This window comes from Rhodopila globiformis, from assembly GCF_002937115.1.
GTDB lineage: Bacteria > Pseudomonadota > Alphaproteobacteria > Acetobacterales > Acetobacteraceae > Rhodopila > Rhodopila globiformis.
Genome location: NZ_NHRY01000089.1, coordinates 1 through 11,904 on the forward strand (window position 1 = coordinate 1; position 11,904 = coordinate 11,904).

11 protein-coding genes and 1 pseudogene are annotated in these 11,904 nt (G+C 67.9%); 2 read left to right on the forward strand and 10 right to left on the reverse strand.

What is annotated here, in order from left to right:
* Positions 1-700: 700 nt before the first annotated feature.
* Positions 701-1,624 carry a C2 family cysteine protease gene (locus CCS01_RS09750; RefSeq protein ID WP_158258321.1) on the reverse strand — a complete coding sequence of 308 codons (924 nt, stop codon included), beginning with the start codon at positions 1,622-1,624 and terminating at the stop codon, positions 701-703.
* 404 nt (positions 1,625-2,028) lie between these two features.
* The gene (gene prpF / locus CCS01_RS09755; RefSeq protein WP_104518640.1) at positions 2,029-3,207 is read right to left on the reverse strand and encodes a 2-methylaconitate cis-trans isomerase PrpF; all 1,179 of its coding nucleotides are present in this window, start codon (positions 3,205-3,207) and stop codon (positions 2,029-2,031) included.
* A 292-nt stretch (positions 3,208-3,499) separates the two neighbouring features.
* Between prpF and CCS01_RS09760 the strand changes: the two genes are divergently transcribed.
* A complete protein-coding gene (locus CCS01_RS09760) occupies positions 3,500-3,940 on the forward strand; it encodes a DUF29 domain-containing protein (RefSeq protein ID WP_104518641.1) in 441 nt (146 codons plus the stop codon).
* Positions 3,941-3,974: 34 nt separating this feature from the next.
* Here CCS01_RS09760 and CCS01_RS36030 read toward each other — a convergent pair whose 3' ends face one another.
* From CCS01_RS36030 to CCS01_RS09800, 8 genes are all read right to left on the reverse strand, one after another.
* Positions 3,975-4,265, reverse strand: coding sequence for a restriction endonuclease (locus tag CCS01_RS36030; protein ID WP_158258322.1), 291 nt, complete (start codon positions 4,263-4,265; stop codon positions 3,975-3,977).
* A 324-nt stretch (positions 4,266-4,589) separates the two neighbouring features.
* Entirely contained in the window at positions 4,590-7,199 is a 2,610-nt protein-coding gene (acnD, locus tag CCS01_RS09770) for a Fe/S-dependent 2-methylisocitrate dehydratase AcnD (RefSeq protein ID WP_104518643.1), read from the reverse strand.
* Positions 7,196-7,882, reverse strand: coding sequence for a GntR family transcriptional regulator (locus tag CCS01_RS09775; RefSeq protein ID WP_239992086.1), 687 nt, complete (start codon positions 7,880-7,882; stop codon positions 7,196-7,198). Before CCS01_RS09775 ends, acnD begins: the two co-directional genes overlap by 4 nt.
* A gap of 531 nt (positions 7,883-8,413) precedes the next feature.
* On the reverse strand, positions 8,414-9,199 hold the full coding sequence (otsB, locus tag CCS01_RS09780) for a trehalose-phosphatase (protein WP_239992087.1): 786 nt from the start codon (positions 9,197-9,199) through the stop codon (positions 8,414-8,416).
* On the reverse strand, positions 9,171-9,950 hold the full coding sequence (locus CCS01_RS35690) for a DUF2155 domain-containing protein (protein ID WP_104518644.1): 780 nt from the start codon (positions 9,948-9,950) through the stop codon (positions 9,171-9,173). The genes otsB and CCS01_RS35690 overlap by 29 nt, the downstream gene beginning before the upstream one ends.
* Positions 9,947-10,168 carry a hypothetical protein gene (locus CCS01_RS09790; protein ID WP_104518645.1) on the reverse strand — a complete coding sequence of 74 codons (222 nt, stop codon included), beginning with the start codon at positions 10,166-10,168 and terminating at the stop codon, positions 9,947-9,949. Before CCS01_RS09790 ends, CCS01_RS35690 begins: the two co-directional genes overlap by 4 nt.
* Complete coding sequence (gene mlaD / locus CCS01_RS09795) at positions 10,165-10,710, reverse strand: outer membrane lipid asymmetry maintenance protein MlaD (RefSeq protein ID WP_104518646.1); 546 nt, start codon at positions 10,708-10,710, stop codon at positions 10,165-10,167. The genes CCS01_RS09790 and mlaD overlap by 4 nt, the downstream gene beginning before the upstream one ends.
* Before the next feature lie 7 nt (positions 10,711-10,717).
* Positions 10,718-11,071, reverse strand: coding sequence for an NADH:ubiquinone oxidoreductase subunit NDUFA12 (locus CCS01_RS09800; protein ID WP_104518647.1), 354 nt, complete (start codon positions 11,069-11,071; stop codon positions 10,718-10,720).
* Between the two features lie 231 nt (positions 11,072-11,302).
* On the opposite strand from CCS01_RS09800, the pseudogene CCS01_RS09805 reads away from it, so the two are divergent.
* Positions 11,303-11,904: pseudogene (locus tag CCS01_RS09805) on the forward strand (TSCPD domain-containing protein); the annotation flags it as partial.

Genomic DNA, 11,904 nt, shown 5'->3' on the forward strand with positions numbered 1-11,904 from the left:
GGACTGATCCAGGCCGGCATCGCCCGGATTTTACGCGACGTCGGGCAATCGACCTTCATCGCGGCGATCTGGGGAAAAATCGGCACCGCTGCGTCAGGCACAAGCGGATCGTCAGCGCCGCTCGCCGACAAAGCCGCGTAGCTCACCCAGATCCGCCCTCATCGTTCCGGTCACGTGGCGCCAATCCGGCGCCACGCAGAAGAAATGTCGCCTGGAAACTACAGTTACTCGAATTGCTCCTCCTTTATCGCAGCGAGCCGGGAACTACCTCCGCCCTTGACTGTCGGCAGGCGCGGGTCGTGCGCATCCTCCAACGACCGTTCCTCCATGGAAGTCGTGGGCGCCGTGTTCCTCTATCAGGTATCATGATAAGCCATTGATCCATAAACACTATCCATTCAAACAGGCTCTCACCGATGGGAGGCCACCGGCGCTTGGAGGTGGGCGACTCACCGGCAACGCTGATCTTTGCGGCCGCACCGCATTTTTCAACGCAGAGATCGCAAAGCGGGGCGCAGAGTACGCAGAGAAGAATATGTTGCGGCCCGATGCCGATCGGCGTGGCCCTGCGGCGGGCGCGGGCCTTGCGCTGAGGACATTGCAGGCCGGCGCAACCGGTTCCTGACAGGCACAACCGTAACGCGGAAGTGTCGGGTCGGGCGATAAGAAGTCCCGGCGGAATGCTGCTCCCGGCGCGGGATCAGGCGTGTGCCGTGGCAGCCGCGCCGACATGCCCAATGCCGATTTCCACGATGCCAGCGGAGGCCAGCTGGCTGAAGGGGATGCCGGATGGCTGGTCGAAGCCCCACGGGTTGTCCAGATAGACGTCGCCGGTGGCCCGGTCGACGTGGTCAAACATGTAGGCGTGGTTGCCGACCAGCCCGTAGCCGAGGTTGCTGCTGGCGGTGTCGAACACCATCAGGTCGCCCGCAGCGACGTCACCGACCAGCGTGGCGAGCGGCATCTGGTCCGGGAGGGTGAATTGCGCCTGCTGCCCGGTCAGCGATTCCATCGCCAGCCACGGCCAACCGCCGTTGCCGATGGCGCCGTAGTTGGCGGTGATGTCGCTGCTGCCGCCAATCAGGTTGGCATAGCCTTCCTCCAGCACCTGGGCCCAGATTTCGTGCTGCCCGCCCTGCGTGCAGGGATTGCAGGACTGATCGCCGTCGACGCCCCCGGGCAGGAACTTGCTGTTGTCCACGGTGACACTGACCGGCATGAACGCGGTCGTGCTGGCGGTGACGTTGCCGCCGGTGCGGGCGTCCTTGTAGAAAGTGACCGCCTCGGTCGTTCCGCTCAGCTGACGGATCATTCCGCTGATGAAGGACGGTTTCTGCATCGCGATCTCGCCGATAGACGACAGCAGGTAGCAGTCGCCGATGCCGCCCTGGTTGATGTCATGGACGCTGATCGCGCTGGCGTCGCCGGACTCAAGTAAATACGGCACATCGGTGATCGGCCCCGCCTGGGCCGCCGCTTTTGCCATGGCCGCGGCGGCGAGCAGACCTATGGGATCAGCGCTCGCCACACCCGCCCCGTCGAGGCCCGTATCGTCGTGCGTATCGGCAAGATTGGACGTCATCACCATAACCTTTTCTGGGAGCAGTGACGACGTTATGGTCAAAGAATATCAGTGTATGCTTTACACAGGATGTTGAGGTGTCAAAATCTTTCGGCTTTGTGATTGAGTGTGAAACGCATCGTCATGAACTGCCGCCGTTACGACAATTCTTGTATCCTGCCGGTCAACTATGGATCGGTCCGAAGCCGCAATCCTACGTTCCGTTACCGGAAAGCGGAGTCCGGCCGCCCGGGACCGGTGGCGGCGCGTTCGCGCCGTTTCACTGGCCCGGCCGGATCCTACGGGATGGATACATCTCGAAAACAACCGCAAGATCAGGGACTTGCCAGGCAGCCCGCGGCCCGGCACGTTCCCCCTTCGTCATCGCCGCGGCAGATCGTTTCCGACATCTGCGCATGCGGCCGGGCCGGATCACCGCACGATTCGGCCAGGTTGATTCTATTCCATTATGCGAACGGAACGTGCACCCAGCCCTGCATCAGCACGCGGGCGCTGCGGCTCATGATCGCCTTGCTGACCGTCCACGCGCCGTCCACCAGCCGCGCCTGCGAGCCGACGCGCAAGGTCCCCGACGGATGCCCGAAGCACACGGTCTCGCGCTCGCCGCCGCCCGCGGCCAGGTTGACCAGCGTGCCGGGCACCGCCGCCGCCGTGGCGATGGCGACCGAGGCGGTGCCCATCATGGCATGGTGCAGCTTGCCCATCGACATCGCCCGCACCAGCAGGTCAACGTCACTGGCGCCGATCCGCTTGCCGCTGGAGGCCGTGTACTCCTTCGGCCCGGCGACGAAGGCGACCTTGGGCGTGTGCTGGCGCGCGGCGGCGTCCTCGATCCGGCTGATCAGGCCCATCTTCAGTGCGCCGTGCGCGCGGATCGTCTCGAAGCGGGCCAGCGCCGCGGGGTCGCCGTTGATGTCGTCCTGCAGTTCGGCGCCGGTGTAGCCCAGCGCGGACGCCTCCAGGAAGATCGTCGGGATGCCGGCGTTGATCAGCGTCGCCTTGAACGTGCCGACGCCCGGCACCTCCAGCGTGTCCACCAGCCGGCCGGTGGGGAACATCGAGCCGCCGTCGCCTTCCTCGGCCGGATCGAGGAATTCCAGCCGCACCTCGGCGGCGGGGAAGGTCACACCGTCGAGCTCGAAGTCGCCGGTTTCCTGGACCTCGCCGCCCGTCATCGGCACGTGGGCGATAATGGTCTTGCCGATATTGGCCTGCCAGATGCGCACCACGGCGATGCCGTCATGTGGCACGCGGGCGGCATCGACCAACCCGTTGCGGATCGCGAAGGGGCCGACCGCGGCCGAGAGGTTGCCGCAGTTGCCGCTCCAGTCCACGAACGGCTTGTCGATCGAGACCTGGCCGAACAAATAGTCCACGTCGTGATCGGCCTTGCCGCTGCGGCTGAGGATGACGGTCTTGGAGGTGCTGGAGGTGGCGCCGCCCATGCCGTCGATCTGCTTGCCGTAGGGATCGGGGCTGCCGATGACGCGCAGCAGCAGGCGGTCACGCGCCGGGCCGGGGACGCGCGCGGCCTGGGGCAAGTCGTCGCGGGCGAAGAAAACGCCCTTGCTGGTGCCGCCGCGCATGTAGGTGGCGGGAACCTTGATCTGGGGAGCGTGGGCCATCGGGGCCTCCTTGCTGCTGACAAATGCCCCGGTGAGTCGGCCGGGTCTGACGAATGAACGGCACTGCCTCTATCCGCGCCCGCGCCGGAGCACAACCGGGGCGGATTGGCCATCTGCCATGGGGCAATCGCATCCGGTGATCGTGGCGGGGCGTGCATGAACCGGCAGGATGTCGCTTTGGCGGAAACGGCAGCCGGCGTGGCGCCGCCACAATCAATACGCAGGGACCGCGGAGGCCTGCGCTTCGTTCTGGTTCATGTGACATTCCGGCCGGGCCGTGCGATAAGGGAGCATGAGCAACACCCTCTATGACCAGGATTTTTTCGCCTGGGCCAATGAGCAGGCCCGGTTGCTGCGCGCTGGCAGACTGTCCGAAGCCGACATTGAGCATATCGCCGAGGAAATCGAGAGCATGGGCAGGGCCGAAAAGCGCGAGCTGGTCAATCGCCTGATCGTGCTGCTGCAGCATCTGTTGAAATGGCAGTTCCAACCGGGCCACCGTGGATCGAGTTGGGAAGCAACGATCTCGGTCCAGCGCCATGCGTTGGAGCGGCACCTCGACGATAACCCAAGCCTGAAAAGCGCCCTTCCGGTGGCAATCGAACAGGCATACCGCGATGCTGTCATCGAAGCCGCAGGCGAAACCGGGTTGCCGAGGAAGACTTTTCCAGTTTCCTGCCCGTGGACGTTCGATCAGATCATGAACGAGGCGTTCTGGCCCGGACACCGGTAGGCGGCCGTGACCGAGAGGCTGATGCAAACGCTTACTATGTTTTCGACGTATCACGGTACTCCACGAAGAACGTTTGATCGACAACGTATATTGTCTGCGTAATCACCCCTATTTGCAGTTCTTTGAGCAATTCTATCAAAGCGTCTATGTCGACCAACTCCACGCGGGATGCTCTTTCCCTGCCTGCTTCCCGCCTTGCCTCGACGCTGAATGTGCTGGTTGTCAGAAATATTCCTCTGTCGGCGCGACCTTGCATGGCGCCCCGGAAATCGCGAATATACGAAGGCGATACGGGGCTTGAATACCGTTTGCACTGAAATGCCACACGGTCGGTCAGTCTTCGACATTACGATGATATAGAAATTCTTTCAATATCGTCTTGAACCGTGACCGAAATCCCGAACCTTGGAGCCTCAATGCTGTCCCGACAGAGGTAAAACAGCGGACGGGCGGCCAAGGATGGCCGGCACGAGGCCGGCCATGACACGGGAGCGATTGGTCCCTTTAAGTTAGTGCCTATTCGGGCGAGCCGGGCCATGACGTCGAGGTTACAGGCGTTGCCATTCGAGCGCCCCTGGACGTTTGTGCCCCGCCTCCGCCCCGGCCGACGAAGGCCGCCCCGTGACGAGGAAGCGGGGTTACGACGCGATCAACCAGCCGCCCGCCCCGGCGCCGCCTCCGCTTCCAGGAAGTCCTGCGCAAACCGCTGCAGCACGCCGCCGGCTTCGTAGATCGAGACTTCCTCGGCGGTATCCAATCGGCAGGTCACCGGCACCTCCACCGTGGAACCATCCCGCCGGTGCACCACCAGCGTCAGGTCCGCCCGCGGCTTCCGCTCACCGACAACGTCATACGTCTCCGTCCCATCCAGCCCCAGCGTCAACCGGTTGACGCCCGGCTTGAACTCCAGCGGCAGCACGCCCATGCCGATGAGGTTGGTGCGGTGGATACGTTCAAAGCCCTCGGCGACAATCGCCTCCACGCCCGCCAGACGCACGCCCTTGGCCGCCCAGTCGCGCGAGGAGCCCTGGCCGTAGTCCGCACCGGCCACGATGATCAGCGGCTGCTTGCGGTCCATGTAAGTCTCGATCGCTTCCCACATGCGCATCACCGTGCCCTCCGGCTCGACCCGCGCCAGCGAACCGCGCTTCGCGGTCCCGTCCGCAGCCCGCACCATCTCGTTCAGCAGGGTCGGGTTGGCGAAGGTAGCGCGCTGCGCCGTCAGGTGGTCGCCGCGGTGGGTGGCGTAGGAGTTGAAGTCCTCCTCCGGCAGGCCCATCTTCGCCAGGTATTCCCCGGCGGCGCTGTTGGGCAGGATCGCGTTGGACGGCGACAAATGGTCAGTGGTGATGTTGTCGCCCAGCACCGCCAGAGGCCGCATGCCGCGCAGCGTGCGCTCGCCGGCGAGCGCGCCTTCCCAGTAGGGCGGGCGGCGGATGTAGGTGCTCTGCGGCCGCCAGTCATACAGCGGGCTGACCACTTGGCGCGCGCCGCGGTTGCCGAACATCGGCGCATAGACTTTCCGAAATTGCTCCGGCTTCACTGCCGCCGCGACCGCCGCATCGATCTCCGCGTCACTCGGCCAGATGTCCTTCAGGCGGATTTCCTGGCCGTCCGGGCCGACACCCAGCACATCCTGCTCGATGTCGAAGCGGATGGTGCCGGCGATGGCATAGGCCACCACCAGCGGCGGCGAGGCGAGGAAGGCCTGCTTGGCATACGGATGGATACGACCGTCGAAGTTGCGGTTCCCAGACAGCACGGCGGTGGCGTACAGGTCGCGGTCGATGATCTCCTGCTGGATCTTCGGGTCCAGCGCGCCGGACATGCCGTTGCAGGTGGTGCAGGCGAAGGCGACGATGCCGAAGCCCAGCTTTTCCAGGTCCGCGGTCAGCCCGGCCTCGTCCAGGTACAGCGCCACCGCCTTCGACCCCGGCGCCAGCGACGACTTCACCCACGGCTTGCGCGTCAGCCCCGCCCGGTTGGCGTTGCGCGCCAGCAGGCCGGCGGCGATGACGTTGCGCGGGTTGGAGGTGTTGGTGCAGCTGGTGATGGCGGCGATGATCACCGCGCCGTCCGGCATCAGCCCCGGCTGTTCCGTCCAGGCACCGGCAATCCCGCGCGCGGCCAGCTCGGAGACCGGCAGGCGGCGGTGCGGGTTGGACGGGCCGGCCAGCGTGCGCACCACGCTGGACAGGTCGAAGCGCAGCACCCGCTCATACTGCGCGTTCGCCAGCGTGTCGGACCACAGGCCGGCGGTGCGGGCGTAGGTCTCCACCAGCTTCACCTGCGCGTCCTCGCGCCCGGTCAACCGCAGGTAGTCGATGGTCTGCTGGTCGATCGAGAACATCGCCGCGGTCGCACCATACTCCGGCGCCATGTTGGAGATCGTCGCGCGGTCCCCCAGCGTCAGGCTGGCGGCGCCTGCGCCGTAGAACTCCAGGTAGGCGCCGACGACCCGTTCCTTGCGCAGGAATTCGGTCAGCGTCAGCACGATGTCGGTGGCGGTGATGCCGGGCTGGCGGCGGCCGGTCAGCTCGACGCCGACGATGTCGGGCAGGCGCATCCACGAGGCGCGGCCGAGCATGACGTTCTCGGCCTCCAGCCCGCCGACGCCGATGGCGATCACGCCCAGCGCGTCGACGTGCGGGGTATGGCTGTCGGTGCCGACCAGGGTGTCGGGGAAGGCGACGCCGTCGAGGGCGTGGATGACCGGGGACATCCGCTCCAGGTTGATCTGGTGCATGATGCCGTTGCCGGGCGGCACGACATCGACGTTCTCGAACGCCTGCTTGGTCCAGTCGATGAAGTGGAAGCGGTCCTCGTTGCGGCGGTCCTCGATGGCGCGGTTGCGGGCGAACGCGTCCTTCTCGAAGCCGCCGTGCTCCACCGCCAGCGAGTGGTCGACGATCAGCTGCACCGGCACCACCGGGTTGACCTTGGCCGGATCGCCGCCCTTGTCGGCGATCGCGTCGCGCAGGCCGGCCAGGTCCACCAGTGCGGTCTGGCCGAGGATGTCGTGGCAGACGACGCGGGCGGGATACCACGGGAAGTCCAGGTCGCGCTTGCGCTCGATCAGCTGCGTCAGCGCGCCGGCCAGCAGCGCGGGGTCGCAGCGGCGCACCAGGTTCTCGGCCAGCACGCGGGACGTGTAAGGCAGGCGGTCGTAGCTGCCGGGGGCGATCGCCTCGACGGCGGCGCGGGCGTCGAAATAGTCCAGCGCGGTGCCGGGAAGCGGCTTGCGGTATTGAATGGTCATGCTTGAGTGCCCTGTAGATTGTCGTGCGTGATCTGTCGCTCGATGTTGAGGCGGGAGGTGCGGATGTGGCGGCGCATCAGCATCTCGGCCAGTTCGCCGTCGCCGTCGGCGATGGCGTCCAGGATGTGGTGATGCTCGGCGTAGGCCTGCCGGGGACGGTGGGGCGAGGCCGAATACTGGATCCGGTACATGCGGGCCAGTTGGTACAGCTCGTCGCACAGCAGGCGGATCAGCATCCGGTTCCCGCTGCCCTGCACGATGCGGTAGTGGAAGTCATAGTCGCCTTCCTGCTGGTAGTAGCCGCGGCCGGCCTGGAAGGCCTCGTCGCGCTCGTGCGCCCGCAGCACGTCGCGCAGTTCCTCGACCTGCTCCGGCCGCAGGCGTTCGGCCGCCAGGCGGCAGGCCATGCCTTCCAGCGATTCGCGGATCTGGTACAGCTCGCCGAGTTCCTGCCGGCTGAGCGAGACGACGCGGGCGCCGGCATGCGGCACGCGCACCAGCAGCTTCTGGCCCTCCAGCCGGTGCAGCGCCTCGCGCAGCGGACCGCGGCTGATGCCATAGGCGCGGGCCAGTTCCGGCTCGGAGATCTTGCTGCCCGGGGCGATGTCACCTTTGACGATGGCGGACTGGATCTGCCGCAGGACGTGGTCCGAGAGCGTCTCGCCCGCGGCTGCGGCGTCCATTGGCTGTGTCAGATCCCTGGGCATAAGTGTTGACAATCCGAGCGCTGCCACGCGAAATTCGGGCCGGTTTAGACCGACTCAGCCGCATATTGTCAACAATAAAGCGAATCCCGCTCGGGAGCCGATCGTCTCTCCCCGTCATCTCCGGGCGCGTCCCTGCGGGATGCACACCGCTCGGGAACAACGGGGACATCAGGCGTTTGTTCGACGGCCGGGAGCGTTCCCGCGACGTCATGGCTCCGCTCGTCCGCGCAGGCGCTGCAGCAAGCCGCAGGCGGGTTGAGCCTGTTTGACTGCGGCGGCCCGCTACCGCACATCCCCCGACACCGGCGCCATGCCCCATTCCACTGCCAACTGACCATGCACCGCGGCCAAGCAGGTGGAGTACAGCATGTCTTCGCGGGACAGGTCCTCGCCCATCCGCGGCAGGCCTTCGCCCAGCGCGCCACCCCGGCCGCCCTTGCCCGCGCCCGCAGCGGCGCCGCCCGATGCCGCTCTCCCGGTCGATCCGCGGGCCGTAGCCGCCGAAGCTCAGGACCCGGAAGCCGTCCAGCCGCCCGGCAGCGTCGCCCAGTCGCCGGCCGCGGCGCTGGCGCGCAGCCAGGAGCGCACGCCCTCGGGATCGCGGAACACCGCGTCCACCCGGTAGCCGGCGCCGCCCAGCCGGCGGGCCTCGCGCATGCCGTCCTCGTCCGTGACATCATCGCCGATGAAGATCGGCAGTCGCCCGGCGAACGGCGCGCGCTGCATCAGCGCCGTCACCGCCCCGCCCTTGTCGGCGCCCACCGGCCGCACCTCCCACAGCATGTGCGCCGGATGCAACTGAAACGCCGGCGCGTCCGCCAGCAGCGCCGCCAGCGCGTCGCGGAACACCGCCCCGGCCTCCGGCGGCGCCAGGCGGTAGTGCAGCGCAAAGCCGCGCGCCTTGCGCTCCAGCAGCGCACCCGGATAAGCGGCAACCAGGCGTTCGGCGTCCTGCAGCCAGGCGTCCGGCGGCGCCGGCAGGTCGGGCCGCTCCACCGAGTCGCCCGGGCGGCGGCGTACCGCCCCGCCATGCTCGCCGGCCACCGCCCCCGGCGCATCGCCGAACAGCCGATCCACCGTCTCGATCGGCCGGCCGGTGATGATGGCCAGCGCGCCGCCGAGCGAATCACGCAGCGACGCAATCGCATCCGGCAGGCCCGGCGCCACCACCACCGCGTCCGGCGTCGGCGCCAGGTCGATCAGCGTCCCGTCCATGTCCAGCATCAGCGCGGCCCGGTGGAAGGGCGGCAGCGTGTCCATCGGATCAGGCGCAGCCGGCGACGCGGATGTCATAGATCGGGTTCTCCATCATCGACGCCGCCGGCTCCTTCTCCAGCAGCCAGCCGGCGAACGGCGGCGTATCCGGGTTCCTGTCGGTCACGTCGAGATAGGCCGCGGCGTCGCCCGGCTGGTCCGGCGGCCGCACCATGCATGCCTTCACCGCAATGGTCAGCGAGCCGAACGTCGCCGTCTGGCCCACCTTCACCGTCAGCGTCGTCGCCTGGGCGTTGACCTTGTCCAGCGCCTGCAGCTTCGCCGTCGTGGCCGGCAGCCAGATGTTGGGCCGGGTCAGCGGCGTCATGTCAGGGCCCGGCGGCGCGTCGGCCGTGGGCGGCTCCGCAGTCGGCGGGGCCTGCCCCGTGGACGGTGCCGCCTCGGGGGCCGGCGCCGTCGGCTGCGCCACCGGATAGTCCGGCTGTGCCACCGGATAGTCCGGCTGCGCCGTGGAATTGTCCGGCAGCTGCCCGGGCGGCGCATCGGCCACTGGTGGTGCGGCCGGCGCCGGCGGGGCCTGCGGCACCGGCGGGGCAAGCGGCGCCTGCGGCGCATAGGTCCGCGTTGGCGGCAGCGGCACCTGCACCGGGGCCTGGCCGCGATCCTCCCACTGCCGCTGCAGCGGCGGCTGCTGCCCGGGGGCGTATTGCCCAGGGTACTGCGCCGGGTACTGCGCCGGGTATTGCGCCGGATATTGCACCTGGGGCGGCTGCGCCTGGGCCGGCGCGGCCAGCACCGCGACCGCGGCGGCCAGTAGCAGGCGGCTCATCGGCCCGGCCGCTTCGGCGAGACCAGACCCGCCACGACATCCGCCAGGACCCGGCGCATCGCCTGTTCCTCCACGCCCATCAGCACGGCGTCCTCGAAAGCATCCTGCAGCACCTGCGCGACTTCCGCATAGTTCTCGGCCAGCACCTTCAGCTTCTCCCGGCAGCCGACGGCGTTGCCGTCGAGCCCGGGCCACTGCGCCGGTGCCGGCGGGATCACTTCGTCAACGGCGGCAACCCGCCGCCCTGCTGTCCACCTTTCTGGCCCTCCGCAGCCGGCTTGCCGCCGGAATCCTGGCCGCTCTTGGCGTTGTTCAGGGTGGTGACGCTGAAGATGAACTTGCCCAGCAACTGCTCCAGGCTGATCGAGGACTGGGTGACGGTGATGGTCTGCCCCGGCTTCAATGTCGCCTCGTCGCCGCCCGGCGACAGGTTGATGTACTTGCCGCCGAGCAGGCTCTCGCTGTCGATCTCGGCCCCGGTGTCCTTCGGCAGGTGGATGTCATCGTTCACCGACATCGCCACCTTCGCCACGAACGTCCTGGGGTCGATCGCCTCGGACGTCACGGTGCCGACCTTGACGCCGGCGATGCGCACGTCGCTGCCGAGCGTGAGGCCGTCGATATGGTCGAATTGCGCGTACAGCGTATAGCCGGAACCGACGCTGCGCCCGGAATGGGCGACGGCGTAGGCGAGAAAGCCGGCGGCCACGACCAGTACAGCCGCGCCGGTCACGATCTCCAGAGCGCCATGACGGGCCATGGCGCGGCTAGCTCGGGGTCCAGGCTTCATAGTCGCCCGTGGCGCGGGCGCGGTTTCCACCCTCGTAGTCATGCCCGGGCGGCCTGTACGCCAACGCCGTGCCGGTGAGGTTGGCGAGGTGCGGCTTCATCCACACCCGGTGCCCGGTGTCCGGCAGCGGCGCGTCCGTGGTGTAGTGCAGCCAGGCGTGCCATTCCGGCGGCACGGTGCTGGCTTCCGGCTGGCCCGCATAGATCACCCAGCGCCGCTGGCGCAGAGCCCCCGGCCGCAGGCGCCGTTCCTCGAAGTAGCGGTTCCTGAACGCGTCGGTGCCGATGAGGCGGCCCCTCAGCTTGGTGAATAGCCATGTGCCGATATTCATGTCGCGTCATATACGCAGAGCCCGTCCTTAGGTCCACCCACCCGGTGACAACAAGCGAGACTGTGCGCGGTCACCGGGGGGACGACGACACAACGAAGTTATCCCCAATATTTTGGGGTCGGATGACCGATGTCACACAAAATACGCTACCAGTCGGCGTCCTATCCTGGTTAGCTACCGGCCATGAAGACCCAACGGACCTCTCTCCATCGGACTTGGCAAGGCGTGCGGATGCGGCGGACCGAGGCGGCGCCCGATCCCGATGCCGCCCTGCGGCCGGTGACGCTGCCGGCGTCCTGGGACGATTCCGCCGCCGCCGCGCTGGCCGCGCTGGCTCCGGGCGAGGGCGCGGTGACGCTGGCTGCCGCGGCGCAGGCCTGGATCACCCCTGTCGCCGCCGACGCCGGTTCCCCCCTGGCCGATCGGCTGCACCGGCTGCTGCTGTTGCGGCGGGGGGCGCCGACCGAGGCGGTATGGCATTGCCGGGCCGGGGACGCGCCGGGCTTCGTGCTCAACCTGCCGGCGTTCCTGGACAGCGACGGCCAGTTCGACCTGGCGGATTTCGCGCTGGCGGTGGAAACCGCGGTGATCGCCCTGACCGCCGCGGCGCCGGATGCGCGCGACATCGACGTCGGTATGGCCGATCTCGCCGGCCTGCTGGCGCACCTGGGGATCGACTACGGGTCGGAGGCGGCGCGCGACGTCGCCCGCGGCCTGGCGGCGGTGCTGCGCGGCCGGGCGGATGCGGCCTCCGGGCGGCTGGCGCGGCCGGGCCATGCGCTGCGGCCGGCGGATTGCGACTGGCGGGCGCCGTCGGCGGACACGCCGGTGCG

What these genes read in the sequence shown, in the direction of transcription:
- CCS01_RS09800 (WP_104518647.1), bottom strand. Translation starts at nt 11,071, where the DNA reads ATGAATATCGGCACATGGCTATTCACCAAGCTGAGGGGCCGCCTCATC.
- CCS01_RS09760 (WP_104518641.1), top strand. Translation starts at nt 3,500, where the DNA reads ATGAGCAACACCCTCTATGACCAGGATTTTTTCGCCTGGGCCAATGAG.
- CCS01_RS09775 (WP_239992086.1), bottom strand. Translation starts at nt 7,882, where the DNA reads ATGGACGCCGCAGCCGCGGGCGAGACGCTCTCGGACCACGTCCTGCGG.
- CCS01_RS35690 (WP_104518644.1), bottom strand. Translation starts at nt 9,950, where the DNA reads ATGAGCCGCCTGCTACTGGCCGCCGCGGTCGCGGTGCTGGCCGCGCCG.
- prpF (WP_104518640.1), bottom strand. Translation starts at nt 3,207, where the DNA reads ATGGCCCACGCTCCCCAGATCAAGGTTCCCGCCACCTACATGCGCGGC.
- mlaD (WP_104518646.1), bottom strand. Translation starts at nt 10,710, where the DNA reads ATGGCCCGTCATGGCGCTCTGGAGATCGTGACCGGCGCGGCTGTACTG.
- otsB (WP_239992087.1), bottom strand. Translation starts at nt 9,199, where the DNA reads ATGACATCCGCGTCGCCGGCTGCGCCTGATCCGATGGACACGCTGCCG.
- acnD (WP_104518643.1), bottom strand. Translation starts at nt 7,199, where the DNA reads ATGACCATTCAATACCGCAAGCCGCTTCCCGGCACCGCGCTGGACTAT.